Origin of the sequence: Plantactinospora sp. BB1 (assembly GCF_003030385.1) — a bacterium.
Classification (GTDB): domain Bacteria; phylum Actinomycetota; class Actinomycetes; order Mycobacteriales; family Micromonosporaceae; genus Plantactinospora.
Map to the genome: position 1 here is coordinate 5063765 of NZ_CP028159.1, position 25590 is coordinate 5089354.

Consider the following 25590-nt stretch of genomic DNA (forward strand, 5'->3'; position numbering starts at 1 on the left):
CCGGGAGTCACCGGACCGCTCGGACTCCTCCGCTGCCGCGCCGAGCCCCGCCGGCCCCGGAGCGGCGGAGTCGGCCGCCGGCTCCGCCGGTCGGTCCGCGGTGGGCGGCTCCGCGCCGAGTTCGGCGTAGAGCGCGGCGACGGCGGCGACGGTCTCCGCCTCGGTCGGCCACTGCGCCGCCCGTGCGGTGGCCAGCCGGGCCAGGGCGGCCCGCCGGTCGGGATCGTCGAGCAGTGCCCGGACCGCCTCGTCCACCGCCTCCACGTCAGCCGGCGGCACGAGTACGGCCGCCTCGCCGACCAGCTCCGGCACGCCGCCGACCGCGGTCGCCACCAGCGGTACGCCGGCCCGCAGCGCCTCCTGGGCGAAGAGCTGCCGGGCCTCCCAGTCGCTGGTGACCACCGCCAGGTCGGCTCCGGCCAGCAGGTCGGCGACGTCGGTCCGGTGCCCGAGCAGCGTCACCGGAGCCCGGGCGGCCGAGATCCGGGCGGCCAGCGGCAGATAGCTCGGGCCACTGCCGGCGATCACCACCGCCGGTGGCGGATCCAGTTCACGCCACCGGGCGGCGGCGTCGACCAGCACGTCGTACCGCTTCTGCGGGTGCAGCCGGCCGACCGAGAGGATCAGCGGCTGGTCCGGGGCGACGCCGAACTCGGCCCGTACCGCCGAGCGGCTGCGCCGGGGCGCCGCCATGGTGGGTGCGGCGACCGGGGCGAGCCGGGCGTCCCGGGCGCCGAGGGCGGCGGCCCGCTCGACCAGGTCGGCGGAGGCACCGAGGCTGACCCGGGCCCGCCGGGCGACGATCCGCTCGACCAGCCGGGAGAGCCGCCCGCGCAGCCCACCGGCGAGTACCGCGTTGTGCCAGGTCACCACGACCGGGGCGGTCGGTCGGGCGAGTACCGCCACCAGGCCGGCCCGCAGCCCGTGCGCGTGTACGACGTCGACCGGTCCGGCCAGGGCCCGGCGCAGCGCGGTGACCGCCCGCGCGTCGGCCGGGGTGGGGCTGGCCGGGATCTCCACCGGCACGAACCGGGCACCGGCGGCGGTGAAGCCGAACTGCTGCTCGGTGGCGGCCGGACCGCAGACGGTGACCGACATTCCCGCACCGACCAGGCCACGGGTGAGCGAGGCGACGTGCTGGCCGACGCCGCCGGTACTGGAGGCGAGCACCAGGGCCACCGCGCCGACCCGCCCGACGGCGGCCGTCGGTGCCGGCGCGTCCGGTTCGGCGCGGTCCCCCGGTCGAGCCGGCCCACCCCGCTCGCTCACCGCGACACCCGTTCCTTCCCGTCGTCCTCGCCCGGGTCGGCCGCGTCCGGCCGGTCCGGGCGTTCCGTCTCCGTCCCGTTGCGCCGCCGTGACGCCGCCGGCCCACCCCGGCGGGCCAGCACCCCGCGCAGGCGTCCGCGCAGCGTCGCCAGCAGCGGCCGGACGTCGTGCCGGTCCAGCGGATAGGCGACCGCGACGAAAGCCGCGCCCACGGCGACTCCGGACAGCATGCCCTGCACGAGTGCGTCGACTCGCGCCGGGGTACCACCCCCGAGGCCGGGCAACCAGTGTGCGCAGACCGCGCCGACCACCGCCGCGACCGCCCCGGCGAGCAGCCCGACCAGCGTTGACCTGGGCAATCCGGTCAACGCGGCCGGACCGGCGCTGCGCCGGACCGCGACGACCAGCAGCACCCCCAGCACCAGCATGCCGACCGAATTCGCCGCCGTGACCGCGAACACCCGATAGTCCACCGGGAAGGCGGCGGAGAACCCGACGGCGGCGAACGGCACGACGAGCCAGCCGGCCAGGGTGGCGACGGCGGCCGGGCGGGTGGCGCCGCGCGCGTACATGGCCCGGGTGAGCACCGCGAAGAGGCCGTAGCCGAGCAGGCCCGGTGCGAACCCGGCGACGGCGGCGACCTGGGGCGCCCCGCTGTCCGGCCAGAAGAACCGGGCCACCGGTCCGGCGGTGCCGACCAGCGCCGCCGCGCCGAGGCAGCTGAAGAGCAGCACCCGGCGGACGGTCGGGGCCAGCGTCCGGCGGTATGCCGACTCGTCGCCGGTCGCGTGCGCCGCCGCCAGGGTCGGGTACGCGGCGACCGCGAGCGGGACGGCGAGCACCGCCCAGGGCAGCAGGTACACCGTCTGGGCGAGGTTGAAGACGATCTCCGCACCGGTCGGTCCGCCGCTGAGCTGGCGCAGGCTGACCAGCAGCGCCACCTGCTGGCCGAGTACCGTCACCGCGCCGGCCAGCGCGAGCCCGCCCAGCCTGCCCCGGGCGTCGGCGGAGAAGCCGTACCCGAGCCGGGGCCGCAGGTGCAGCCGGCGCAGCGGGATCAGCAGCGACAGGGAGAGCACCACCACCCCGAGGGTGGTACCGGCGGAGAGGATCAGCTCGCCGCCCCGGCCGACCTCGGCGATGCTCGGGTGCACCCCCTCGACGGCCGCGAACGCCAGGTAGACGCCGATCACGGTCACGCTGGAGAGCAGCGGGGCGATCACCGGCCAGGCGAACCGCCGGTACGACTGGAGCACCCCGGTCAGCACGATGCCGACGCCGTAGAGCGGCAGTTGCGGGGCGAAGACCCGAAGCATCCGCGCGCCGGCCTCGATCTCGGCGGGGCTGCGCTGGTCCGAGATCAGTCCGACGATCGGTTCGGCGAGCAGCGCCACCGCGACCGCGAGCGGCACCAGCAGGCTCACCGTCCAGCTCAGCAGCGCCCCGGTGGTCGCCGCCACCGCCGCCCGGTCACCGGCGGCGACCGCGCCGGCCAGCAGCGGTACGACGAGGCTCGCCAGCGCCCCACCGGCGACGATCTCGAAGACGATGTTCGGGACGCTGTTCGCCACCACGTACATGCCGCCGAGGTCGCTGCGGTCGCCCATCACCCAGGTGAAGACGCCGGTACGCCCGAACCCGGCCAGTCGACTCGCCACGGTGAGTACGGCGATCAGCGTCGCGGCGCCGGCCACCCGCCCGGCGCCGACGAGGGGTGCCGGCCTGCCCACCTCAGGAGTGTCGCCGGCCCAGGGCGTCCAGTTCGCGCAACCCCGGGGTGTTCTGGATCACCTGGGTGAAGCTGACCTTCTCGCTGGCGGCGGTGAGCGCGGCGATCACGGCGAGCGCCCCGGCCCGCCCCACCGGCCCGGTACGGGCGGCGAGCGCGACGCCGAGCAGCGCGCCGAGGGCGTTCGCCCCGCTGTCGCCGAGCATCACGCGTTCGTCGAGGTCGGCCGGGAGCAGCGCGGCGGCGGCGCCGACCGGGCCGGCGGCGAGTCCACCGGTCGGGCCGGGCAGCAGCGGCGCGCCGAGCAGCACGCCGGACTTGAGCGCGCGTCCCGGCCGCAGGTCGAGCAGGTTGACCAGGTTGGCCGTACCGGCGATGACGCCCGCGCCGAGCAGCAGGTCGAGGGTTCCGGCGGCGCGTCCGGTGCGGCGGCGGCCGGGGTGGGACCGGACCGTCGGGTCGGCGGCGAGCAGGGCGGCGGCGGCCAGGCCGGCGGCGCCGACCCCGGCGATCTTGACGACGCCGCTGGTCACCCGCCCCTGGCGGAGTGCGGCGAGGTGTCCGGCGAAGCCCTTGGCGGTCTTCTGCTCCGGCCGGGCGCCGACCACGTCGTCGTAGAGCCCGACCGCCCCGCAGGCCAGGCCGGCGACCAGGGCGGCGCCGCCGGCCGGGCGGCTCGGCGCACCCGCGGCGGCACCGGCGGCGGCTCCGGCGGCGAGCGCCGGGCCGGCGGCGAGGGTGACGGTGCGGCCCCGGAAGTTGGTACGGCGCAGCCCGGCCGCCCACGGGCCGGCGAGCACGCCGCGCAGCGCGGCACCGGCGAGCAGCACGCCGACGCCGAGCGCCCGGGCCCGGGCGCCCCTGGGTCGGGCGGTCACTCGGGCATTTCCGGCAGCAGCGATTCGGCACCCGCACCGACGCCGTACGCGCCGGCCTGCTTCTCGGTGATCTGCCGGGTGAGCGCCAGCGCGGTGACGAGCTGCCCCTGCACAGTGTTGGCGTTGTCGACGGTCGAGATGGTCTTGGAGAGCGCGGGATCCCGGCGTACCTCGGCGACGAGGTTCCCGCCGCTGCTGCCGTTGCCGGCCACCACGATCGCCCCGGCCTTGTCGAACTGCTCGGCGAGCTGCACCACCGACCGGTCCTTGCGGGTCGCGTCCCGGTCGACGTAGGGCTGCCCGCTGACCACCACGACCGCCTCGGCGGGACCGGCGATCTTGTCGGGCACGTTGAGGTAGCCCTCTTCGCTGTAGTCGTCCAGCACCGAGCGGCGGTCGGCGTCGGTCACCGGCGAACCGCCCTCCGGACGGTCGAGCAGGGCGCTGGCCAGCAGGGCGCTGGACTTCTCCACGCCCTCGCTGCTGGGCAGCCCGACGTCCGGGACGGTCGGTCTGGCCGCCTTGGCGGCGACGCCCAGCAGCAGGACGCTGCTGTCCGGGTCGAGGAACTTCTCCTGTACGTCGATCCGCCCGGTGACCGAGGCACCGCCCAGCCGGAGCATCTCGACGACCCCGTCGACCTGGTCCTGCCCGCTCGGCAGCACCAGGACCAGGACCCGCCGGCCGGCGAGGGTGCCCTTGAGCATGTGCGGTGCCGCTTCCCTGACGAAGTCCTCCTCGCGCTGGACCTCGGTCTCCAGGTTGTTCACCGACTCGCGGAGCTGCTCGTTGTGCTTGCCCAGCGCGTTGACCCGATCCTTGAGCGAGTCGGCGACCGGACCGTTCAGCGCCGCCGTACCCACGACCAGACCGATCGCCAGGGCGAGGAACACCGCGGTCAGCGAGACCACGTGGTACCGGAAATTGATCACGACAAGAGCCTCTTGATCATCAATCGGGGCCGGGAGGACACCAGCACGGGCCTAGAAGAGCTGTCCAAGCTGGAATACGACATTGTCCCACCACTCGGAGGCGACCCCGAGGTAAGCCTTTCCGACGGTGGAGACGGCGACCGCGGACGCCATCGCGGCCAGCGCCGAGAGCACCAGCAGCAACAGCGACGACCCGGAGATGCTCTGCCGGTAGAGCCGGCTCACCCCCTTGGCGTCGACCAGCTTGCCGCCGACCTTGAGCCGGGTCAGGAAGGTGGAGGCCATGCCGCCGCGCCCCTTGTCCAGGAACTCGACCAGGGTGGCGTGGGTGCCCACCGCGACGATCAGCGAGGCGCCCTTGCCGTCGGCGAGCAGCATCGCCAGGTCCTCGCTGGTGGCGGCGGCCGGGAAGGTCTGCGCGGTCACGCCGAGCCCGTTCACCCGGGCCAGTCCCGGCGCCCGCCCGTCCGGGTAGGCGTGCACGATCACCTCGGCGCCGCAGCGCAGCACGTCGTCGGTGACCGAGTCCATGTCGCCGATGATCAGATCGGGGGTGTACCCCGCCTCCACCAGCGCGTCCGCGCCGCCGTCCACGCCGATCAGCACCGGCTTGAACTCCCGGATGTACGGGCGCAGCACGTCGAGGTCGGCCTTGTAGTCGTAGCCCCGGACCACGATCAGGCAGTGCCGGCCCCGGATCGGGGTCTCGACGTCCGGCACGCCGACACCGTCGAGCAGCAGCTCCCGCTCCTGCTTGAGGTATTCCATGGTGTTGGCGGCGAACGCCTCCAACTGCACCGACAGCCCTTCCCGGGCGTCCGACATCGCCTTCGCGACCGACTCGGCGTCCTGCCGGCTGCCGTGCCCGACCGGTTCGTCGTCGAGCAGCACGGTGTTGCCGTCGATCCGGACGGTGTCGCCCTCCCGGATCTGCTGGAAGATGCCCTCGCCGAGGTCGTCGAGGAGGGGGATGCCCGCCTTGATCAGCACCTCGGGGCCGAGGTTCGGATAGCGGCCGGAGACCGACGGCTTGGCGTTGAGCACCGCGGCGACGCCGACCGCGACCAGCGAGTCGGCCGCCACCCGGTCCAGGTCGACATGGTCGATGACCGCGATGTCACCCGGACGCAGCCGGCTGACCAGGCGCTTCGTCCGGCGGTCGAGGCGCGCGGTGCCGACGACTTTGCCCGGTTCCGCGCTCCGGGCCCGGCGCAACGTGGGTAAACGCATCCCAACCATCCTGGCATGTGAGGCAGAGCTTTCTGTCGCGACATGCCTGAGCAGGGCCGCCACCCCAAGGGAACCACATGGATGCCCGGCCGGGTGTGGTCGGCGTCACACCGTTCGATTCGGTACCACGGAACGTGGCCGTCGGGGTCACGCTCCGCTGCGCACGCGGCGCCGCAGCTCAGGAGTGCCGTTCCCGGGCAGCCACCGCCAGGAGTTCCTCCGCATGGGCGATACCCAGATCGGAATCCGGCAAACCGGCTAGCATCCGGGCCAGTTCCCGGGCCCGGTCCGTGTCCTCCACCACTCGCACCCCGCTGGTGGTCACGGCGCCGCCGGTGTCCTTGGCCACCACCAGGTGCCGGTCGGCGAAGGCCGCCACCTGCGGCAGGTGGGTCACCACCAGCACCTGGTGGCTGCGGGCCAACCGGGCCAGCCGGCGGCCGATCTCCACCGCCGCCTGCCCGCCGACCCCGGCGTCGACCTCGTCGAAGACCAGCGTGGGCGGCCCGCCGGAACCGGCGAAGACCACCTCGATGGCGAGCATCACCCGGGACAGCTCCCCACCCGAGGCGCCGCGTTGCAGCGGCAGCGACGGTGCCCCCGGATGGGCCAGCAGCCGCAGCTCGACCTCGTCCGCCCCGTCCGGACCCACCCCGACCTCGACCCCGTCGACGGTGAGCGCCGGCTCGGACCTGCCGACCGGCCGGGGCAGCACCGCCACCTCGATCCGGGCGTGCGGCATCGCCAGCCCGGCCAGCTCCACCGTCACCTGCTCGGCGAACCGGGTGGCCGCCTCGCGGCGGGCCGCCGAGAGCCGGCCCGCCAGCTCGGCCACCTCGCCGGCCAGCCGCTGCCGCTCCCGGTCCAGCTCGTCGAGGAGCTCGTCGGAGGTCTCCAGCTCGGCCAGCCGGGTCCGGGCCCGGTCCGCCCAGGCGATCACCCCGTCGACGTCGTCGGCGTACTTGCGGGTCAGGCCGCGCAGCGCCGCCCGACGCTCGTAGATGACCTGCAACCGGGCCGGGTCGGCGTCCAGCGCGGCGAGGTAGCCCGACAACTCGGCCGCGACATCGCCGACCAGCGTGGCGACCTCCTCCAGCCGCGCCGACAGGTCGCCGAGGGTCCGGTCGACCCCGGCCTGCGCCTCCAGCGTCCGGCGGGCGTGCCCGAGCAGGGTGGTCACGTCGGCCATCTCGTCGGTCGGCTCGGCCGCGCCCGCCACGCAGAGCTGGGCCGTCTGCGCGGCCGTACGCAGCCCCTCGGCGTGCTCCAGCCGCTGCGCCTCGGCCTTGAGCTCCTCGTCCTCACCCGGCTGCGGATCGACCCGGGTGATCTCGTCCAGGCCCAGCCGCAGCAGATCGGCCTCCTGGTTGCGCTCCCGCGCGTTGCGCCGCCGGTCGGCGAGGTCGTCGGAGACCCGGCGCCAGCGGGTGTAGGACTCGCGCAGGCTCTCCAGCAGCTTCTCGTGCTCCGGCCCGCCGAACCGGTCCAGCGCGGCCCGCTGCTCGGCCGGGCGGAGCAGCCGGAGCTGGTCCGACTGGCCGTGCACGGCCAACACCTGCTCGCCCACCTCGGCCAGCATCGACACCGGCATGCTGCGGCCGGCCACGTGCGCCCGCGACCGACCCTCCACGGTGACCGTACGGCTGAGCAGCACCGACCCGTCGTCGTCCGGCTCGCCGCCCGCGTCGACCACCCGGGCGTGCACCGCCGTCGCGGCGGCGCCGGTCAACCGCAGCCGCCCCTCCACCACGGCCCGGCCGGGATCGGCCCGCACCCGGCCGGCGTCGGCCCGCCCGCCGAAGAGCAGGCCGAGCCCGGTCACCACCATCGTCTTGCCGGCGCCGGTCTCGCCCGTGATGACGTTCATGCCGCCGGTCAGCGGCAGCGTGGTGTCCTCGATGACGCCCAGTCCGGTGATGCGCAGCTCTTCCAGCACAGCAACCGACAGTAGTAGCGGGCCCCGACACTTGACCACCCGGGCGCGCGTCCCGATCGGTATCCGGCATCCGCCCCGGACCGCCGGCGACACCGTCGGCACCCGTCGTGGTCAGCGGCGGTTGCCCCGCCAGCCGTGCACCGGCAGGCCGAACTTGGCCACCAGCCGGTCGGTGAAGTGCCGGGCCTGAAGGCGTACCACCCGCACCGGCAGGGCACCCCGCTGCACGGTGACCCTGGCACCGGGCGGCAGGTCGTAGACCCGGCGGCCGTCGCAGCAGAGCACCGCCAGGGTGGTGAACGGGTCCACCGTGATGGTGAAGGTCGACGTCGGCGCCGTGACGATCGGGCGGCTGAACAGGGCGTGCGCGCTGATCGGCACCAGCAGCAGCGCCTCCACCTCCGGCCAGACCACCGGCCCACCGGCCGAGAAGGCGTACGCGGTGGAGCCGGTCGGGGTCGCGCAGACCACACCGTCGCAGCCGTACCGGGACAGTGGCCGGCCGTCGACGTCGACGAGCAGCTCGAGCATCTGCGCCCGCTCGCCCTTCTCCACGCTCACCTCGTTGAGCGCCCACGACTCGATCACCGGCCCGCCCTCGAACTCGGCACGCACGTCGAGGGTGAGCCGCTCGTCCACTGTGTAGTTCCGGTCGACGATGTCCCGGACCGCCACGTCCAGGTCGTCGATCTCCGCCTCGGCGAGGAAGCCGACCTTGCCGAGGTTGATGCCGAGCAGCGGCGCCTTCGCCGGCCGGGCCAGGTCGGCGGCGCGCAGGAAGGTGCCGTCGCCGCCGAGCGCGAAGACGATCTCCGCGCCCTCGGCCGCGCCGAGCAGGCTCACCGGGGTCACCCCGGGCAGTTCGAGGTCGTCGGCCTCCTCGGCCACCACCCGTACCTCGAAGCCGGCCTGGATCAGGTCCGCCGCGACCGTACGGGCGTGCTCGGTGCTGCGCCGCCGTCCGGTGTGCGTGACCAGCAGTGCCGTCCGGGTCATCGGGCTCCCTCCCGCGCCACGGCCGAACCGGTCGGCCCGGCCGTCACCACCGCCGCCACCGAGGCCTCGTCCGGCGGCGGCGCGTCGGCGCGCAGCCAGACGAAGAACTCCACGTTGCCGCTCGGTCCGGGCAGCGGGCTCGCCACCACGCCGGCCAGGCCGAGACCGAGCCCGGCGGCCGCCTCGGTCACCGCGAGCACCGCCTCGACCCGCAGTTGCGGATCGCGTACCACCCCACCGCTGCCCACCCGTTCCTTTCCGACCTCGAACTGCGGCTTCACCATCAACACCAGGTCGCCGTCCGGGGCGGTGCAGCCGGCCAGCGCCGGCAGCACCAGGCGGAGCGAGATGAACGACAGGTCCGCGACGGTGAGGGTCACGGTGCCGCCGATGGTGTCGGGCGTCAGGGTACGCACATTCGTGCGCTCGAATACCCGGACCCGCTCGTCGGTACGGATCGCCCAGGCCAACTGGCCGTAGCCGACGTCCACCGCCAGCACCTCGGCGGCACCGGCCCGGAGCAGCACGTCGGTGAAACCGCCGGTGGAGGCCCCGGCGTCCAGGCAGCGCCGGCCGGCGACGTCCAGCCCCTCGGGGGCGAACGCCGCCAGCGCGCCGGCCAGCTTGTGGCCGCCCCGGGAGACGTACTCGGTGCTCGGGTCGTCGCCGAGCACCCGGACCGGGTCCGCCGGGTCGACCATCGCGGCCACCTTCTGGGCCCGTACCCCGCGGACCTGCACCCGACCCGCCTCGACCAGCGCCGCGGCCTGTTCCCGGGACCGGGCCAGGCCGCGGCGGACGAGTTCGGCGTCGAGCCGGGTACGACGTGCCATCGAGAGTTCTCCGAGGGACTGGGCTCACGCCTGGTCGATGGTGGCGAGGGTTTCCCGCAGGGTCTGGTGCGCCGCCTCGTACTGGGCGATCTGGTCGGCCGGCGGCAGGTTCGCGGCGTTCGCCATCGCCTGGAGTACCGCGTCCACGGCGGGGTGGCCGGAGCCGCCGCCGTCCGGGCCGGTCGGCGCGCTCGACCCGCCGGCCGGGGCCGGGCCGGGAACGGGCCGAGCCGCCGCCGAGGGGGGCGGAGCCGGCCGGAACGGCCCCGGTACGGGTACCTGGCTCATGCCGCCCCTCCGCCACGTCCGGTCGCCCGGCGGGCCCGGCGGGCCCGGGCCACGACGGGGATCATGCCGCATCGCCGCCCGGCGCCGGTGACCGCTTGGCCACGGCCTTGCCCGGAGTCGACTTCTTGCTGACCACCGCCTTGCTGGCGGGGTTCTTCTTGGCGACCGCCTTCTTCGCGACCGCCTTCTTCGCCACCACCTGCGTGTCGACCGGCTGGCTGGTGACCGCCTCGGGCGCGGCGGCCTGCTCCGCCACCGTCTTCTTCGCGACGGCCTTCTTCGCGACCGCCTTTTTCGCCACGGCCTTTTTCGCGACCGCCTTCTTGCCGACCGTCGACTTGGCGACCGCCTTCTTGACGACCGCCTTGCGGACCGGCGCGGTGGTCCCGGTCGGCGCGTCCCCGGCTGCGGGCCGCAGGGCGGTCGCCGCGCTCGCGGTGCCGCCGGACGTCCCGGCCCGAGCCGCGGCGAGTTCCCGCTCCAGCCGGGCGATCCGGTCGGTCAACGTGGTGACCTCGTCCGCCGTGGCCAGGCCGAGGGCGGCGAGGGTGCGGTCGATCTCGACGCGGATGATCCGGATCAGCGCCTCCCGGTTCGCCATCCCGGTGGAGACCAGTTCCTCGGCCATGGTCTGCAACTGGGCGGCGGTGGCGCCGCTGGAGCCGACCAGCTTTCTGGCGGCGGCCTGAGCGCGCTTCTTCGACGCCTCCGTCAGCCCGAGGGCCAGCTCAAGGTAGGCCCGCCACGCATCCTGCATACCTCGGTCCTTTCGCGGGTGCCGACTGTTCAGGTTGTCACGCTACCGGGCGCCCCGACCCGCCCAGTGCGGTACGGTGCCCGGGGGACGGGCGTGGCGTGATGCGAGGGGGCACGACGATGGCGACCGTGGACGAGTGCCGGCAGGCGCTGCACGATTTGGCGGCCCGGATGGACGCCAACGCCGAGAAGGTACGCAAGCAGGTCGATCTCGACCGCACGCTGGCGTGCCGGATCACCGACCTGGACACCGCCTTCCACGGCCGGTTGACCGGCGGGCGCCTGGTCGACCTGGCCGACGGTGACGACCCCAAGGCGAAGATCGCGCTCAGCACCACCAGCGACGACCTGATCCGTCTCGTCCGGGGCGAACTGGACGTGCCGAAGGCGCTCGCCTCCCGACAGATGTCGATCAACGCCAACCCGTTCGACCTGCTCAAGCTCCGCAAGATGCTCTGAGCACGCCGGCTCCTCTGATCACGCCGGCTCGCGGTGACCCGTCGGCCGGCGCGGGGTCAGCGCAGCAGGTCGAGTTCCCCGAGGGCCTTCCGGGCCGCCTCGGATCCCGGCTCGATGTCGTCGACCGGCGCCCCCGACCAAGCGGCCGCACAGAGCGCGGCCAGCGCGGCCATGCTCGGCCCCTCCCCGGTGAGCACCGTCCGGCCGCCGTCGGCCACCACCTGCCAGCCGGCACCGGCGGCGTCGGCGGGTTCGGCGGTCAGCCGGGCGACCCGGGCCGGGTCGAAGAGCCCGCCCAGATCGCTCGCCACGAAGTCCGGGCGGGCCGACGGCGCCGCGCGCAGCAGGTCGGCCGGCGCCGACACCCCGGTGAGGACCAGCAGACTTTCCATTCCGGCCCGGACCGCACCCTCGATGTCGGTGTCCAGCCGGTCGCCGACCGCGAGCGGGCGGGCCGCGCCGAACCGCCGGGCGGCGGCGGTGAACAGCGCCGGCTCCGGCTTGCCGACCACCACGTCGGGGTCCCGGGCCAGCGCGGTACGCACCGCCGCGACAAGTGAACCGTTCCCGGGTACCGGACCACGGGCGGTCGGCAACGTCCGGTCGGTGTTGGTGACGAACCAGTCGGCACCGGCCCGTACCGCCAGCGCCGCCTCGGCGAGATCCGCCCAGCCGACCTGCGGCCCGTAGCCCTGCACCACCGCCACCGGCGCGTCCTCCAGCCGGGAGACCGGGCGCAGTCCGACGTCACGTACCTCGTTGCGGAGCGCCTCCGCGCCCACCACCAGTACCGGGGAGTCCGGCGGGAAGCGGTGCGCCAGCAGTTCCGCCGCGGCGGCCGCGGAGGTGAGTACCTCCTGCGGCCGCACGTCGAGCCCCATCCCGGTGAGCAGCGCGGCGACCTCGTCGGCGCGCCGGGAGGCGTTGTTCGTCGCGTACGCCAGCGGCTTGCCCTCGGCGTGCAGCCGGCCGACCGCCGCGACCGCCGTCTCGATCGGCCGGTCCACGAGATAGACCACGCCGTCCAGATCGAAGATCACCAGGTCGTACGCGTCGACCAGCCGGCCGCCCGGCGAGGACTCGGTCACGATTCGGCGCCACGCCCCGGACGGGCAGCCGGATCGGCGTCGGCCCCGGCCCCGGCCTCGGCGTCGGCGTCGGCGTCGGCGTCTGGAGCCTCCGCGTCAGCCGCTCCGGGCTTCGCGTCCTCGACCGCCTCTGTCCGGGCGTCCTCGTCCGCGTCCACCCCCGCCTCGGCGTCCACTACGGTCACCTCGGCGGCAGCCGGCGGCTCGTCGCCGTCCTCGTCGCCGTCGTCATCACCGTCGCCGAACTCGCCGTCGTCCTCGTCGACCTCGTCGCCGTCGCCGTCGCCGTCCTCGTCGCCGTCGCCGAACTCGCCATCGTCCTCGTCCTCGTCGTCGAACTCGTCGTCGGCGTCACGATCCGCGCGGGCGTCCTCGTCGTCGTACCCGTCCTCATCGTCCTCCGGATCGGGCTCGTCCTGGTCGTCCTCCGGATCGGGCCCGTCCTCCGAGACATCGGCGTCGGCGTCCGCCGTCGGCTCCGAGTCGTCGGATCCGCCATCGGTGGTGTCGTCGGAGTCGTCCTCGTCCTCGTCGCCCTCCAGAACGACGCCGTCGAGCTCCAACAACCGCTCGGCGGCATCAGTCTCACCGAACTCGTCCACCTCGGCGGCCCGGGCGAACCACTCCCGTGCCTCCTCCCGCCGGTCCACCGCGAGCAGCGCGTCGGCGTACGCGTAACGCAGCCGGGCGGTCCACGGTTCGGCGGGCGTGGCGGTCAGTTCGCGCACCTGGAGCATCGCCACCGCAGCGTCGCGCTGGCCCATGTCGCCCCGGGCTCCGGCCGCCACGATCAGCAGCTCCACCGCCCCGGCCGGGTCCAGCGACTCACGATCGGCGCCCCGATAGAGGTCGATCGCCCGCTCCGGGCGGCCGAGTGCCCGCTCGCAGTCGGCGAGTACGGCCAGGTGGGTCTGCCGCCCGCTCATCCTGTGGTACGTCCGCAGTTCGGCGAGTGCGGTCTGCCACTCACCCGCCCGGTACGCCGCCAGCCCGACCGCCTCCCGTACGGGCGCGATCCGGGCCGCCAGGCTCCGGGCGGCGAGCGCGTGCTCCAGGGCAAGGCCCGGATCCTCGTCGATCAGCGCTCCGGTCGCGACGAGATGCCGCGCGACCGTATCCGCGACGGGCTTGGCCAGGGAGAGCAGTTCGGCCCGGACCGCGCTGTCGAGATCCGTGGCGACGATCTCCTCCGGCAGAGCCGGACCGGAGGCTTCCCGAGCGCTGTCGCCCGGTCGGCCGGACCGCTCGCGTCGATCCGTACCATCGGAGCGGGTGTAGCCACCCCCGCCCGCGCCGGCACCGTCCCGACCGGTCTGACCGGTCCCCTGCCGGGGCTTCCAGTCCCGCCGGCCCTCGTCGGCACGGCCACGGTCGGCGCGGTCGCCGCCCGACCGGAAGCCCTCGCGTGCGCCGCCGCTGCGCGCGTCCCGGTCCGACCGGCGGTAACCACCGCGGTCGCCGTCACGCGTACCCTCGCGGTCCCCGCCCCGGTAGCCTTCCCGGTCCGAACCCCGGAAGCCTTCCCGGCTGCGGCCGTCGAAGCCGCGCCGACCCGCGTCGTCGCCGAAGCGCCGCCCGCCGTCACGTCCTGCGCCGCGTTGGTCACCGCCGCCGGACGGTCCGCCGCGGTAGCCACCGCCGCGTCCGGCGTCGCCGCCGGAACCCGCACCCGGGCGACCTCGGTAACCACCGCTGTCGCCCCGGAAACCGCCGTCCCGCCGGTCGTCACCGCGCCGGTCGTCGTCCCGGTAGCCGCCGGCACGCGAGTCCCGGCCAGCACGGCGGTCGTCGCCGGAGCCGGGCCGGGATCCGCCCCGGTAACCGCCGCTGTCGCTCCGGAAGCCGCCGCGCCGATCGTCGCCGCCGGAGCCTCCGCTCCGACCCTGGTAGCCGCCGCGCCGGTCGTCGCCGCCGGAGCTTCCGCCCCGGTAGCCGCCGGTACGTCGGTCGTCGCCGCGCCGGGCGTCGTCCCGGTAGCCGCCACCACCGGAGTCACGGTCGCCCCGCCGGTCGCCCCGGAAGTCGCCGCCCCGGCCGTAGTCGGTACGGGGTCCCCGGTCACGGTCGCCACGGTCACGGTCGCCACGGCCGAAGCCGTCCCGTCCCGCTCCGGACTGGTAGCCGCCCTCGCGGTAGCCGCCGGTATCCCGGTCGCCGCCACGCGGGCCAGTTCCGGCCGGACGGTAGCCCTGGCGTCCCTCTGCACGCCCCGGGCCGAAGTCGTCTCGGCGCCCACCGCCGCGGTAGCCGCCCTGCCGGTCGTCACCGCCACGCTGGTAGCCGCCCTGCCGGGCATCACCGCCACGCTGGTAGCCACCCTGCCGGGCATCACCGCCGCGCTGGTAACCGCCGCCGGAGCGGAAGCCCGCATCGCCGTCCCGACGCCCGGAGTCGCGGTATCCGCCGCCCCGAGGGCCGTCGCCGCCGGAGCTTCGGTAGCCACCGGATCGCCGGTCGTCGTCACCGAACCGCCCGCCGCCGCTCGCGCGGTCGCCACGGAAGTCGCGGTTGCCCCGGGAATCCCGGTCACCACGGAAGTCCCGGTCACCACGGAAGCCGCCGCCGCGCTGGCCGTCCCGGAAGCCGCCGCCGCGCCGGTCGTCAGCGCCGGATCGGTAACCTCCACCCGCGCGACCGTCCCGCTGGCCGGCGCCGTCACGTGGAGCTGGGCGGTCACGCCGGTCGCCGGTACGGCCGTCGGTTCGACGACCCCCACTCGGATAGCCGCCCCGGTCACCAGAGGTGCCGGACGAATCGCGGTCCCCGCGATAGGGCTGACGGCCGTCCCGGCGCGTAGAGGCGTCACGGCCGCCTTGGCGGTCCGGACGGTCATCTCGACGGCGCGGGCGGTCTCCGCCGTGCGCTCCTGAACTCACGGGTACATCCTTCCTCATGGCGAGATCGCCGCAACACGCAGTGCAGGGCCACCCCGACCGGGGTGGCCCTGCAAACAAAGATGTCCGGCGGCGTCTTACTCTCCCACACCCTCCCGAGTGCAGTACCATCAGCGCTGGAAGGCTTAGCTTCCGGGTTCGGAATGTAACCGGGCGTTTCCCCTCCGCCATAACCGCCGTAACCCTGCTTTGTCGTCTCGTCACGCTTTTAGTTTGCTCTGTCTCTCCTAGTGTTGTTCTGCTTCTTCGAGCTTTCCCGTGTCGTTCTTGTCGCTTGTTGTTTTCTCTTTTTTTCTCTTGGTTTTCTTGGCTGCTGTTTGTTTGTGCATGAGCCAGCGGGGGGGTGGGGGTGGGCGGGGGGGGGGGGGGGGGGGGGGGGGAGGAGGGGGGGGGGGGGGGCGGGGGCGGGGACCGGCGGTGCGCCCGGCGGGACGAACGGTAGCCCGGCCGGTGGCCCCTGCTCGACGAGCCGCCACAGGGCGGCGGTGTCGAGGTGCTCCTCCACCAGGTCGCCGAGGAGGTCCAGGCTGCGTTCCCGGGCCGCCGCGAACGAGGTGTCCGGGGCGACCTGGAAGCCGTGCCGGCCGGCCAGTCGGGCCACCTCGGTGAGGAAGCGCCGACGGAACCCGTCCGAGGTGAAGGCGCCGTGCCAGTGGGTGCCGAAGAGGTGACCGAGCGCCGCTCCCTCCGGTCGGCCGTCCGAAGAGCGGATCAGCGGCGACGGTGCCGGGTCGGCGTTGGAGACGTACCCGTGGTGGATCTCGTAGCCCTGGACCGGGACCGACCCGAACGCCGTGCCCGCCGAGCGCGTCACGGTCTTGGCGGCGCCGAAAGTGATCTCGATGGGTAGCAGGCCGAGGCCGGCGACCCGGCCACGCCCACTCTCCACCTCGTCGTCGATGCTGCGGGCGAGCATCTGGAAACCGCCGCAGATCCCGAGCAGCGGTCGACCGGCGGCCACGTGTGCGTGCACCACGTCGGCCAGCCCGGTACGGCGCAGCCACTCCAGGTCCGCCACCGTCGACTTCGTGCCCGGCAGTACGACGAGATCGGCGGCGGCCACCTCGGCCGGCTCGACGGTCAACCGGACCCGTACCCCCGGCTCGGTGGCGAGCGCCTCCACGTCGGTGGCGTTGGAGACCCGGGGCAGCCGGACCACCGCCACGTCCAGCCACTCACCGCCCTTCGGCGGCGCCGGGCGGCCGAGCACCCGCCCGTAGGCGAGCGAGTCCTCGGCGTCCAGCCACAGGTCGACGTGCCACGGCAGCACCCCGTACGTCGGCCGTCCGGTGAGCCGGTTCAACATGTCGAGGCCGGGACGGAGCAGGTCCAGGTCGCCCCGGAACTTGTTGACCACGAAGCCGGCCACGAGTTCCTGGTCGGCGGCGTCCAGCAGGGCCACGGTGCCGAACATCGACGCGAATACGCCGCCCCGGTCGATGTCGCCGACCACGATCGTGGGCAGCCGGGCGTGCCGGGCCAGGCCCATGTTGGCGTAGTCGGTGTCCCGAAGGTTGATCTCCGTGGGGCTGCCCGCTCCCTCGCAGACCACCACGTCGTACTCCGCGCGCAGCTCGGCGAGCGCCTCGAAGGCAGCCGTCGCCAGCCGGGGACGGAGGGCACGGAAGTTGCCGGCGGTGACGGTGTCCACCGCCCGGCCGAGCAGCACCACCTGGCTCGACCGGTCACTACCGGGCTTCAGCAGTACCGGATTGAACCGCAGGTCCGGCGACACTCCGCAGGCAGCGGCCTGCATGGCCTGGGCTCGACCGATCTCCCCGCCCCGCCCGTCCGGCCCGATCACCACCGCCGAGTTGTTGGACATGTTCTGGGCCTTGAACGGCGCCACCCTGACCCCCTGGCGGTGCAGCCAGCGGCAGATACCGGCGGTGAGCACACTCTTGCCGGCGTCCGAGGTGGTGCCCGCGACCAGCAGTCCACCGCGCGCGGCCCGCACGGCGCTCACCGACCCGGCCGGGCTCGCCGACCCGACGGGCTCTCCATCTCGGACCGGGCACCGAGTCGGGTCAACCGGCGGGTCAGCCAACCGGTCGTGACCCGACGCGGCCGGCTGGTCGCCGCGTACGCCACCGTCACGCCCAGCGCGGCGAGCCCGACCGCGCCGGAGAGCCGGGCGGCCCGATCGATGTGCCGCGCCTCCGGCCGAGGCCCGTCGCCGAGGAAGGGCCGCACCTCATACCGTCCGAAGTAGACGTTGCGGCCGCCCAGCCGGACGCCCAGCGCACCCGCCATCGCCGCCTCGCACTGACCGGCGTTCGGGCTGGGATGGTCCGCCCGGTCGCGCCGCCAGACGTGCCAGGCATGTGTCCGGTCTCCCCTGACCAGCGGGGCGGCGCCGATGGTGAGCAGCCCGGTCAGCCGGGAGGGCACCAGGTTGAGCGCGTCGTCGAGGCGGGCGGCGGCGGTGCCGAACTGGGCGTACCGCTCCGACCGGTGCCCGACCATCGCGTCCAGCGTGTTCGCCGCCCGGTAGCCGAGCAGACCGGGCAGTCCCGCCACCGCACCCCAGACCAGGGGCGCGACCACCGCGTCGGAGGTGTTCTCCGCCACCGACTCGACGGTGGCCCGGGCGAGTTCCGGCTCGTCGAGTGCGGCAGGGTCGCGTCCGCAGAGGTGGCCCAGCCGTTGCCGGGCCGCCGGCAGGTCCGCCCGGCGAAGCGCCTGGCTCATGACCGTGGCCTCCCGGCGCAGCGTCCGCCCGCCGAGCACCGTCCAGGTGGCGGCGGCGACCAGCGCCGCGCGGGCCAGCGGCCGATGCCGGGTGGCGGCCGCCGCCGCCGCGCCGAGCACCACTGGTACGCCGACCGCCAGCGCCGCGAACCCGGCCCCCGAGGTACGCCGGGGCTGGTACAACCGCCGTTCGAGCGCCGCCGCGAACTGCCCGAACCCGGCGACCGGATGCCCCCGGCGGGGATCACCGAGGAGCGCGTCGAGTGCATAGCCGGCGGCCAGTCCGGCGGCGTTCGCCGCACCGCTGCCCAGCCACCCGGACGCCGCGCCCCGGCTGCCGGTCCGGTTCGCCCCGGCGGGCCACATCCTGCCGCGCAAGCCCGCCACGTCGGCGGTTCCGGACGACCTGCTGTCGGTTCCGGGCAACCTGCTGTCTGGCCGCACTGCGACCACCTCCCCCGCCGGAGCCTAGTCCGGCCGCCCGGAGGCCGATCGCCGCTCCGCTGACCAGTGCCTCCGTCGGTAGGGCAGGCGCACCGGTGACCGGTGCCTCCGTTGGCAGGGCAGGCGCACCGGTGACCAGTGCCTCCGTCGGCAGGGCAGGCGCACCGGCAGATGCGCCGACGGCGGGCCGGCACGTCACCGGATAGGGTCGCGGACGAGCCCGCGACGGCGGGGGTACCCAGCCGGGAGGCCCCGTACGACCAGACACCCGGCACAATCCGGCCGACGGGAGGCGTAAGTGCTGGCCATCGATGTGCCCATCGAGGAGGTCCGATGACCAGTGTGACGGCCGTCACCGGGGAGTCCGCGGGCGGATCGGCTGCCGCCGGTGGGGTCGTACCGGCCGACCGAGCGGCGGAGACCGACCGAGCGGCGCAGATCGACCGAGCGGCGGAGCCCGACCGAGCGGCGGAGACTGACCGGGCCGGGGATGGCGGCGGGCGGGGCGGCGTCGACTCGGCGGCGGGCGCCGGCCGGACGGGACGAGGCGGCGCGGACGGTGGCCTGCACCGGCTGCCGTCCCTGACCGGACTGCGGTGGGTCGCCGCGATGCTGGTCTTCGGCTTTCACATCGGCACCATGCAGATCGTCGCCGAGCCCGACTATCGCCAGATCGTCGACTGGGTCTTCACGCTCGGCCTCTCCGGGGTGCAGTTCTTCTTCATCCTCAGCGGCTTCGTGCTGGTCTGGTCCGCCCGGCCCGGCGACACGAAGCGTGCGTTCTGGCGGCGTCGGGCGGCGAAGATCTACCCGAACCACGTCGTCACCTGGGCCGTGGTCATCGCCCTCGGGTTGTACTGGGCCGACCCTGTCAACATCAAGGCGGCGCTGGCCAACCTCTTCCTGGTGCAGGCCTGGATCCCGGTCGACGGCTACTTCTACAGCATCAACAACGTCAGTTGGTCGCTCGCCTGCGAGATGTTCTTCTATCTCTCGCTGCCGTTCGTCCTCCCGCTGATCCGCCGGATGCGGGCGTGGCAGCTCTACGCCGTGCTCGTCGCCATGCCCCTGCTCATCCTGTTGATGTGGCCGGGCCAGCAACTGCTGCCGGAGACCGTCCGCTGGTGGTTCACGCAGATCTTCCCGGTCGTACGCTCCTTCGAGTTCTGGATGGGCGTCGCCGCCGCCGAACTCATGCTGCGGGGGAAGTGGCGAGGGCCGGGTCTGCTCCTCTCCACCGGTCTCTTCGTCGCGATCTGGGTGGCGTCGATGGAGTGGATCCGGGCGGAACTCTGGACCACCGTGCTGGCCTTCGGTTACATCCTGGTGATCGCCAGTGCCGCCCGGGCGGACACCACCGGTCGCTGGTCCCCGTGGCGGTCCCGTCCCCTGGTCTGGCTCGGCGAGGTGTCGTTCGCGTTCTATCTGGTCCATGTCTTCCTGATCAAGGGCATCTTCCGGTTCACCGGGCACAGCGGTGGGTTCCCCGGCTGGCAGGGGCCGGCCGTCGCGCTCGCCATGCTGGTGGTGAGCCTGTTCGCCGCCTGGTTGCTCTTCCGGTTCGTCGAGACGCCGATGATGCGTCTGCTCAATCCTCGGCGTCGACCTCGACCCACACCGCTGCCGCCCGGTGTCGTACGGCAGCGACAGCCCGACCGACCCGGTGAACCGACTCCGGACGCCGGGGCAGAGCCGGTCGGGACGGAGCCAGCCGGGACGGAGCCAGCCGGGACGGAGCCAGCGGGGATGGCGCCAGCGGGGACGGAGCCGGCGGGGGTGTCGGGTGGCGATGCTGCCGGGCCGGGGCAGGAGCGGCCGGAGCGGGTGGGTTCGGAGAGCCAGGCGACCGGGGCGGTGCCGGCACCCCGACGCGATCAGGAGTCTCGCGAGGATTCCGGAAGTCCGTCCCGGGCAAGGGCATAGCCCGCAGGGCCGGCCGAACGCTGCGATGCCCGGGCACGGCAGCCCTCCGACGGCGGTGCAAGCCGCTCGCCAGGACCACATCGCCCCTCGCTTCGAGGCCGTGCGGCGAATTCGAGGCTGCCCCGCCCAGACGGTTCGGGTGGGGAGATCGGCCAGTGCCGCGACCGATCTCCCCACCCTCGGTCAGCCCGGACGGCGGTGCGGAGGCGACCACCGCGTCGATCCGGGCGACCCGTTGTCCGGCCAACTATCGGACCGGACCGCCGGACCAGGCACGGTGAGATCGGACCCCTTTCCGACCGGAGTGCCTGGACCGGATGTGTGGTGGGTTCAGACGGATACCGGCGTACGGCCACGACCACGTCGGCCACGACCGGCGCCACCGGTCTTGCCGAGGTCCGTGGTGTCCACGTCGGGCCCGTCCCGGAACTCCTGCTCGTCCTCCTCCGCACCGTTGGTGCCGGCTGTGACCTCGTCGTCCCCGAGATCGGCCGCGTCGACGCCGTCCAGCCCGTCGACGCCGTCCAGCCCTTCGGCATCGGCCGGCGCACGGTAGAGCGTGCCGGTCGACGGGGTGATCGGGTCGCCCCGGCCGGTCACCTCACCACCGGGCAGTCCGTCGAAGTCGATCCGGCCGTCGAGATCGGCACGCCCGTCGAAGTGATCGGCGGGCAGGTGCAGGGAGTCGAGGCCCTGACCCGGCGGAACCGGCAGGCCCCGGTAGTCGCCGTCGTCGTCGAACGGACGCTCGTCGGGCAGTACCGGTGCTTCGTCGGGCGGGACCGATTCGGTGGTCTCGCCGTGCACCCGGGCCTCGGCCTCGGCCTCCTCCATCGAGGAGGTCGCCATCGAGGGCCGGTTGCGCGAGAACCGCCCCCTTCCCCGGGACAGGTCGTGGCCGACGGCCACCGCCTCCAACTCGTACATGGTCCGGTGGTTGCCCGCGTCGTCGGTCCAGTCCCGGGTGTAGAGCCGGCCGACCACGACGACCGGGTCGCCGACCATCACCGAGGAGGCAACCCCCTCGGCCAGCTTGCGCCAACAGTTCACCCGGACCCGCAGGCTGTTGCCGTCGACCCACCGGCCGCTCTCCCGATCGAGGCGACGGGCGGTCGAGGCCACCTTGAAGTTGGCCACCAGGGTGCCGCTCTGGGTGGTACGCCGCCATTCTGGAGCTGTCAACACATTGCCGACAACCGTTACGTAAGTGTCGAACATCGTCCCTCCACAGGGATCCAGTTGTTCCCGTCCGAGCCGACTCGACCGACAGCCTCACCGCCGTACCCGCAAAGCCGCCACCGTGGCCGACACGCCTGTGGACAACCCGACGCCCTGTGGAAAAAGCCCTGATCAAAGACCGATCTGGTATTGCCGAGTAGCGTCGGGGAGGTGGAACCGGATCTGCTCGGACCGCCGTACGAGCGGCAGACGATCGATCTCGGCCGCGACGCCGAAGGACCGGTGGTGGCCACCCTGGTCCGGCGCCGGGCCAGCCGGCCGAGCGACCGGGCGGTGCTCTATGTGCACGGCTTCGTCGACTACTTCTTCCAGACCCACCTGGCGGACTTCTTCGTCGAGCAGGGCTGGCATTTCTACGCGCTCGACCTGCGCAAGCACGGACGCAGCCTGCTGCCGCACCAGACGCCGAACTTCTGTCACGACGTCACCGAGTACTTCCCGGAACTCGACGCGGCGGCCCGGATCATCCGCGAGACGGACGGCAACCGGACGTTGCTGGTCAACGGACACTCGACCGGCGGCCTGGTCACCGCGCTCTGGGCACACGAGCGCAGAGCCGCCGGAGTCGTCGACGGACTCTTCCTGAACAGCCCGTTCTTCGATCTCAACCTGCCCTGGCTGGTCCGCCGGCCGGCCCTGGCGATGCTCGCCCGGGTCAGCCGCCGGATGCCGTACCGGACCGTCCCCCGCCGGCTCTCCGCCGTGTACGGCCACAGCCTGCACGCCGAGCACCGGGGCGAATGGAACTACGACCTCACCTGGAAACCGGTCGGCGGATTCCCGGTCCGGGTCGGCTGGCTCGCCGCGATCCGACAGGCGCAGCGGCGACTCCGGGCCGGGCTGGAGATCCCGGTACCCGTGCTGGTGAGCATCTCCGAGCGCAGCTTCCGGGGCCGGACCTGGCACGAGTCCGCCACCGGGTCGGACGCCGTACTGGACGTCGAGCACATCGCCCGGTGGGCGCCGAAGCTGGGCCGGCACGTGACACTGATCCGGTTCGACGGCGCCCTGCACGACCTCACCCTCTCCGGGCCGGCGGTGCGTCAGCGGGTCTTCACCGAGTTGGCCCGCTGGGCCTCGGCTTACGTCGTTTCGAGCCCCGCACCGGCGGCCGCTCCGGCCAGTCCGTCGTCCCTCCGTCCCCGGACGAACGCTGCCGGGGCACCCGGTACGGACCCGGCTCCGACCCCGAGGCGGCCCGCCACCGACCCCGCTCGGGCCCGGCTTCCGTCTCCGGCTCCTGATCAGGCTCCGGAGGGCCACCGTGCCACCGGGCCCGAGGTGCCCCGGACGCCGGCCGGGGGTCGTCCCGCCACCGATCCGGCTCCGGTCCGGACTCCGGCCCCGGCCCCGGCCGCGGCCCCGGCCGAGAGTCGGCTCGCCGCCGCCCCGGAGCCGGACCCGGCTCCTCCGCTCGACGGGCACTCCGCCACCGCTCCGGCTCAGCTTCGATCTCAGGTTCGGGTGCCGGTCCCGGGGCCCCGCCCCGCCAGCGCCCCGACTCCCGGAACGGCTCTGACTCCGGCTCCGGCTCCGCGAACCGCTCCGGCTCCCGGAACCGCCCCGACTCCCGGAACGGCTGCGGGTCCCGGAACCGCTCCGGGTCCCCCCGGCGAGCCCCCCGGAGCCGCTCAGGACCCGGCCGCAGCTCGCGATCCCGCTCAGGACCCGGTCGCAGCTCGCGATCCCGCTCAGGACCCGGCCGCAGCTCGCGATCCCGCTCAGCCCCCGGCCGCAGATCACGGTCCCGCTCAGGACCCGGCCGGCGATCCGGCTCCGGAGCCGGCTCCTCCCACCGGTCCGGCTGCGGTTCCGGCTCCGACGTCGCCCGATACGGCGACCAGCCGCCCTGCCGCCACACCAGCAGCTCACGACTGAGCAGATTCTGGTCGCCCGCGAAGAAGATCCGGTCCACCGCCCGCCGTACCTTCTCCATGCCCGGCCGGGACGCCGTACCGGTGACTATCACCACGTCCCGGGCCGGTACGCCGACGACCAGCTCGCCCGGCACGGACCGCTCAAGGTCCTCCCAGACCTCGGCGGCGAGCAGCACCGTGGATTCCAGTCCGCCGAACGAGAGCATCGGCGCGGGCGGCTGCCCGTCGATCCGCAACCTGGGCAGGAGCCGGTAGAGATTGTCGACGGCCACCTGCCGCAACTCGGCCTGGCTGATCTCAAGCTCGTCAAGGTCATCCCAGGTGACGAGGCGATTACCGTACGGCGGTCCGAACGAATAGCCGACGTCGAGGTCCTGGGTGAAGTCTTCGAGCAGGTGGTTCTCGCCGTACCTGGTGTCTTCGGTGGAGACCAGGAGCGGCAGAAACATTGTGCTCGTCAACTGCACGCTTCGAAACCTAGTATGTGCTGGCCAGATCGTCACGTCCTCGTCGAGGCGTTGTCCCGGCAACGGTAACCTGCGGGGGCACACGACCACGTCCCCGCGCCCGTAGCTCAGCGGATAGAGCAGCTGCCTTCTAAGCAGTTGGTCGCAGGTTCGAATCCTGCCGGGCGCACCTCCTCCGGACCCACGGCCCGCGCGAGCCACCCCGGCAAAACCGGCAGACCGGCAGCCGCGAAAATCTCATGTACCCGGCCGCTGTCCCGTCGCCCCGCCCGGATGGCCGGCGGATTCCGCCGATGGCTGAAGACCTCCGCTGACAGCGTAAGCTGTCGATTCTTCCGGCCGGCCGTCACTAGGTTTCTGGCATGACTGACGTTGCTGGCACGACCGACTCGCACACCCCACAGGCTCGCGGCGGGGAACAGCCGCACGGCACCCTCGACGACTCGGTCTACAGCCGGCTGTTGCGGGAGCGCATCATCTTCCTCGGCAGCGAGGTCACCGACGAGGTGGCCAACCGGATCTGCGCCCAGCTCCTGCTGCTCGCCGCCGAGGACGCGGAGCGGGACATCAACCTCTGGATCAACTCGCCGGGCGGGTCGGTCTACGCCGGCATGGCGATCTACGACACCATGCAGTTCATCGACAACGACGTCTCGACCGTGGCGATGGGGATGGCCGGGTCGATGGGGCAGTTCCTGCTCTGCGCCGGGACGCCCGGCAAGCGGTACGCGCTGCCGCACGCGCGGATCATCATGCACCAGCCGTCCGGCGGCATGGGCGGTACCGCGGCCGACATCGCGATCCAGGCCGAGCAGATGCTGCACACCAAGCAGATGCTGCTGGAGATGATCGCCCAGCACACCGGGCAGACCTACGACCAGGTCGTCCGGGACGCCGACCGGGACCGCTGGTTCACCGCGACCGAGGCCAGGGAGTACGGCTTCATCGACCGGGTGGTCAGCGGCACCGGCCGGGTCGCGCAGTCCACCGGTACGCCCGGTTGAGCCCGACACGTCAGCGGGAGCCGGCCGGCGCGGGCGGGCGGCGTCCGGGTCGGTATCCCGGTTGTCCGCCCGTGGCCCCGGCACTAGCCTCGCGGCGTGTTGATCCGCGAGTTCACCGAGGCCGACTGGCCCCGGGTGTGGCCGATCGTCCGGGACGTCGTACGGGCCCGGGAGACGTTCACCTACGACCCTCGGATGACGGCGGAGCAGGGGTACGACATCTGGGTCGAGTCGGCGCCGGGGCTGACCGTGGTGGTGGTCGAGCAGGACCGGCTGCTCGGTACGGCCAAGATGGGCCGGAACCGGCCCGGTCCGGGCGGCCACGTCTCGACCGCCAGCTTCATGGTCGCCGCCGACGCCCGGGGGCGGGGCGTCGGAACGGCGTTGTGCCGGTACGCCCTGGACTGGGCGAGACGGCACGGGTACGCCGGCATGCAGTTCAACGCCGTGGCCGAGTCCAACCGATCGGCCGTCGCGCTCTACCGGCGGCTCGGCTTCGCCGTGGTGGGTACGGTGCCGGGCGCCTTCGCCCATCCGACCCTGGGCCGGGTCGGCCTGCACGTGATGTACCAGGAATTCGCCGGCGCCGGCGGTGACGCGAACACCCGATTCGCTGTCGGGGGGCCGACCTACGATGCCGGCATGACCGATGCCGAC

16 protein-coding genes, 1 tRNA gene, 1 rRNA gene and 4 pseudogenes are annotated in these 25590 nt (G+C 73.7%); 6 read left to right on the forward strand and 16 right to left on the reverse strand.

Annotated elements, in window-relative coordinates; genetic code table 11:
• Positions 1–78: 78 nt before the first annotated feature.
• The 10 genes and pseudogenes from C6W10_RS22005 to C6W10_RS22050 form a co-directional block, all read right to left on the reverse strand.
• Positions 79–1179 (reverse strand): annotated as a pseudogene (locus C6W10_RS22005) (glycosyltransferase family 4 protein); the annotation flags it as partial.
• Between the two features lie 86 nt (positions 1180–1265).
• Positions 1266–2999, reverse strand: a complete 1734-nt coding sequence (gene murJ / locus C6W10_RS22010) for a murein biosynthesis integral membrane protein MurJ (RefSeq protein ID WP_107260105.1) — start codon at positions 2997–2999, stop codon at positions 1266–1268.
• 1 nt (position 3000) lies between these two features.
• Positions 3001–3876 (reverse strand): hypothetical protein, encoded by an 876-nt coding sequence (locus C6W10_RS22015; RefSeq protein ID WP_107260107.1) that lies wholly within the window; start codon positions 3874–3876, stop codon positions 3001–3003.
• Entirely contained in the window at positions 3873–4808 is a 936-nt protein-coding gene (locus tag C6W10_RS22020; RefSeq protein WP_107260109.1) for a copper transporter, read from the reverse strand. Before C6W10_RS22020 ends, C6W10_RS22015 begins: the two co-directional genes overlap by 4 nt.
• A 51-nt stretch (positions 4809–4859) precedes the next feature.
• On the reverse strand, positions 4860–6038 hold the full coding sequence (gene steA, locus C6W10_RS22025) for a putative cytokinetic ring protein SteA (protein ID WP_107260110.1): 1179 nt from the start codon (positions 6036–6038) through the stop codon (positions 4860–4862).
• A 178-nt stretch (positions 6039–6216) separates the two neighbouring features.
• Positions 6217–7974: a DNA repair protein RecN gene (gene recN / locus C6W10_RS22030; protein ID WP_107260112.1), complete on the reverse strand. Its 1758-nt coding sequence runs from the start codon at positions 7972–7974 to the stop codon at positions 6217–6219.
• A 111-nt stretch (positions 7975–8085) separates the two neighbouring features.
• On the reverse strand, positions 8086–8970 hold the full coding sequence (locus C6W10_RS22035; RefSeq protein ID WP_107260114.1) for an NAD kinase: 885 nt from the start codon (positions 8968–8970) through the stop codon (positions 8086–8088).
• A complete protein-coding gene (locus C6W10_RS22040) occupies positions 8967–9803 on the reverse strand; it encodes a TlyA family RNA methyltransferase (protein ID WP_107260116.1) in 837 nt (278 codons plus the stop codon). The genes C6W10_RS22035 and C6W10_RS22040 overlap by 4 nt, the downstream gene beginning before the upstream one ends.
• Before the next feature lie 24 nt (positions 9804–9827).
• Positions 9828–10091, reverse strand: coding sequence for a hypothetical protein (locus C6W10_RS22045; RefSeq protein ID WP_107260117.1), 264 nt, complete (start codon positions 10089–10091; stop codon positions 9828–9830).
• A 61-nt stretch (positions 10092–10152) separates the two neighbouring features.
• Positions 10153–10848, reverse strand: coding sequence for a phasin family protein (locus C6W10_RS22050; RefSeq protein ID WP_107260119.1), 696 nt, complete (start codon positions 10846–10848; stop codon positions 10153–10155).
• A 119-nt stretch (positions 10849–10967) separates the two neighbouring features.
• Here C6W10_RS22050 and C6W10_RS22055 point away from each other — a divergent pair, with 119 nt between their 5' ends.
• Positions 10968–11306 carry an SCP2 sterol-binding domain-containing protein gene (locus C6W10_RS22055; RefSeq protein WP_107260121.1) on the forward strand — a complete coding sequence of 113 codons (339 nt, stop codon included), beginning with the start codon at positions 10968–10970 and terminating at the stop codon, positions 11304–11306.
• 56 nt (positions 11307–11362) lie between these two features.
• Here C6W10_RS22055 and C6W10_RS22060 read toward each other — a convergent pair whose 3' ends face one another.
• From C6W10_RS22060 to C6W10_RS22080, 5 genes and pseudogenes are all read right to left on the reverse strand, one after another.
• Positions 11363–12394, reverse strand: a complete 1032-nt coding sequence (locus C6W10_RS22060; protein ID WP_199853725.1) for an HAD-IIA family hydrolase — start codon at positions 12392–12394, stop codon at positions 11363–11365.
• Positions 12395–12767: 373 nt separating this feature from the next.
• A pseudogene (locus C6W10_RS22065) lies at positions 12768–13539 on the reverse strand (tetratricopeptide repeat protein); the annotation flags it as partial.
• Between the two features lie 1813 nt (positions 13540–15352).
• Positions 15353–15469 (reverse strand): 5S ribosomal RNA (gene rrf / locus C6W10_RS22070).
• A 27-nt stretch (positions 15470–15496) separates the two neighbouring features.
• Positions 15497–17245 (reverse strand): cobyric acid synthase, encoded by a 1749-nt coding sequence (locus C6W10_RS22075; RefSeq protein ID WP_107264181.1) that lies wholly within the window; start codon positions 17243–17245, stop codon positions 15497–15499.
• 5 nt (positions 17246–17250) lie between these two features.
• Positions 17251–18357, reverse strand: a complete 1107-nt coding sequence (locus C6W10_RS22080; protein ID WP_234361379.1) for a cobalamin biosynthesis protein — start codon at positions 18355–18357, stop codon at positions 17251–17253.
• Positions 18358–18756: 399 nt separating this feature from the next.
• Between C6W10_RS22080 and C6W10_RS22085 the strand changes: the two genes are divergently transcribed.
• The gene (locus tag C6W10_RS22085) at positions 18757–20346 is read left to right on the forward strand and encodes an acyltransferase (RefSeq protein ID WP_234361380.1); all 1590 of its coding nucleotides are present in this window, start codon (positions 18757–18759) and stop codon (positions 20344–20346) included.
• Between the two features lie 330 nt (positions 20347–20676).
• Here the strand turns inward: C6W10_RS22085 and ssb are convergent, their stop codons facing one another.
• Complete coding sequence (ssb, locus tag C6W10_RS22090) at positions 20677–21564, reverse strand: single-stranded DNA-binding protein (RefSeq protein ID WP_107260127.1); 888 nt, start codon at positions 21562–21564, stop codon at positions 20677–20679.
• 171 nt (positions 21565–21735) lie between these two features.
• On the opposite strand from ssb, the pseudogene C6W10_RS38700 reads away from it, so the two are divergent.
• The 4 genes and pseudogenes from C6W10_RS38700 to C6W10_RS38705 form a co-directional block, all read left to right on the forward strand.
• Positions 21736–22752 (forward strand): annotated as a pseudogene (locus C6W10_RS38700) (alpha/beta hydrolase); the annotation flags it as partial.
• A gap of 1273 nt (positions 22753–24025) precedes the next feature.
• A tRNA-Arg gene (locus C6W10_RS22100) sits at positions 24026–24098 on the forward strand.
• A 193-nt stretch (positions 24099–24291) separates the two neighbouring features.
• Entirely contained in the window at positions 24292–24933 is a 642-nt protein-coding gene (locus tag C6W10_RS22105) for a ClpP family protease (protein ID WP_107260129.1), read from the forward strand.
• A 96-nt stretch (positions 24934–25029) separates the two neighbouring features.
• Positions 25030–25512 (forward strand): annotated as a pseudogene (locus C6W10_RS38705) (N-acetyltransferase family protein); the annotation flags it as partial.
• Between the last annotated feature and the right edge of the window lie 78 nt (positions 25513–25590).

Excerpts from the sequence above, each read along its gene's own strand:
- steA (WP_107260110.1), bottom strand. The coding sequence starts at position 6,038 with ATGCGTTTACCCACGTTGCGCCGGGCCCGGAGCGCGGAACCGGGCAAA.
- C6W10_RS22035 (WP_107260114.1), bottom strand. The coding sequence starts at position 8,970 with ATGACCCGGACGGCACTGCTGGTCACGCACACCGGACGGCGGCGCAGC.
- C6W10_RS22040 (WP_107260116.1), bottom strand. The coding sequence starts at position 9,803 with ATGGCACGTCGTACCCGGCTCGACGCCGAACTCGTCCGCCGCGGCCTG.
- C6W10_RS22045 (WP_107260117.1), bottom strand. The coding sequence starts at position 10,091 with ATGAGCCAGGTACCCGTACCGGGGCCGTTCCGGCCGGCTCCGCCCCCC.
- C6W10_RS22050 (WP_107260119.1), bottom strand. The coding sequence starts at position 10,848 with ATGCAGGATGCGTGGCGGGCCTACCTTGAGCTGGCCCTCGGGCTGACG.
- C6W10_RS22055 (WP_107260121.1), top strand. The coding sequence starts at position 10,968 with ATGGCGACCGTGGACGAGTGCCGGCAGGCGCTGCACGATTTGGCGGCC.
- C6W10_RS22085 (WP_234361380.1), top strand. The coding sequence starts at position 18,757 with ATGACCAGTGTGACGGCCGTCACCGGGGAGTCCGCGGGCGGATCGGCT.
- ssb (WP_107260127.1), bottom strand. The coding sequence starts at position 21,564 with ATGTTCGACACTTACGTAACGGTTGTCGGCAATGTGTTGACAGCTCCA.
- C6W10_RS22105 (WP_107260129.1), top strand. The coding sequence starts at position 24,292 with ATGACTGACGTTGCTGGCACGACCGACTCGCACACCCCACAGGCTCGC.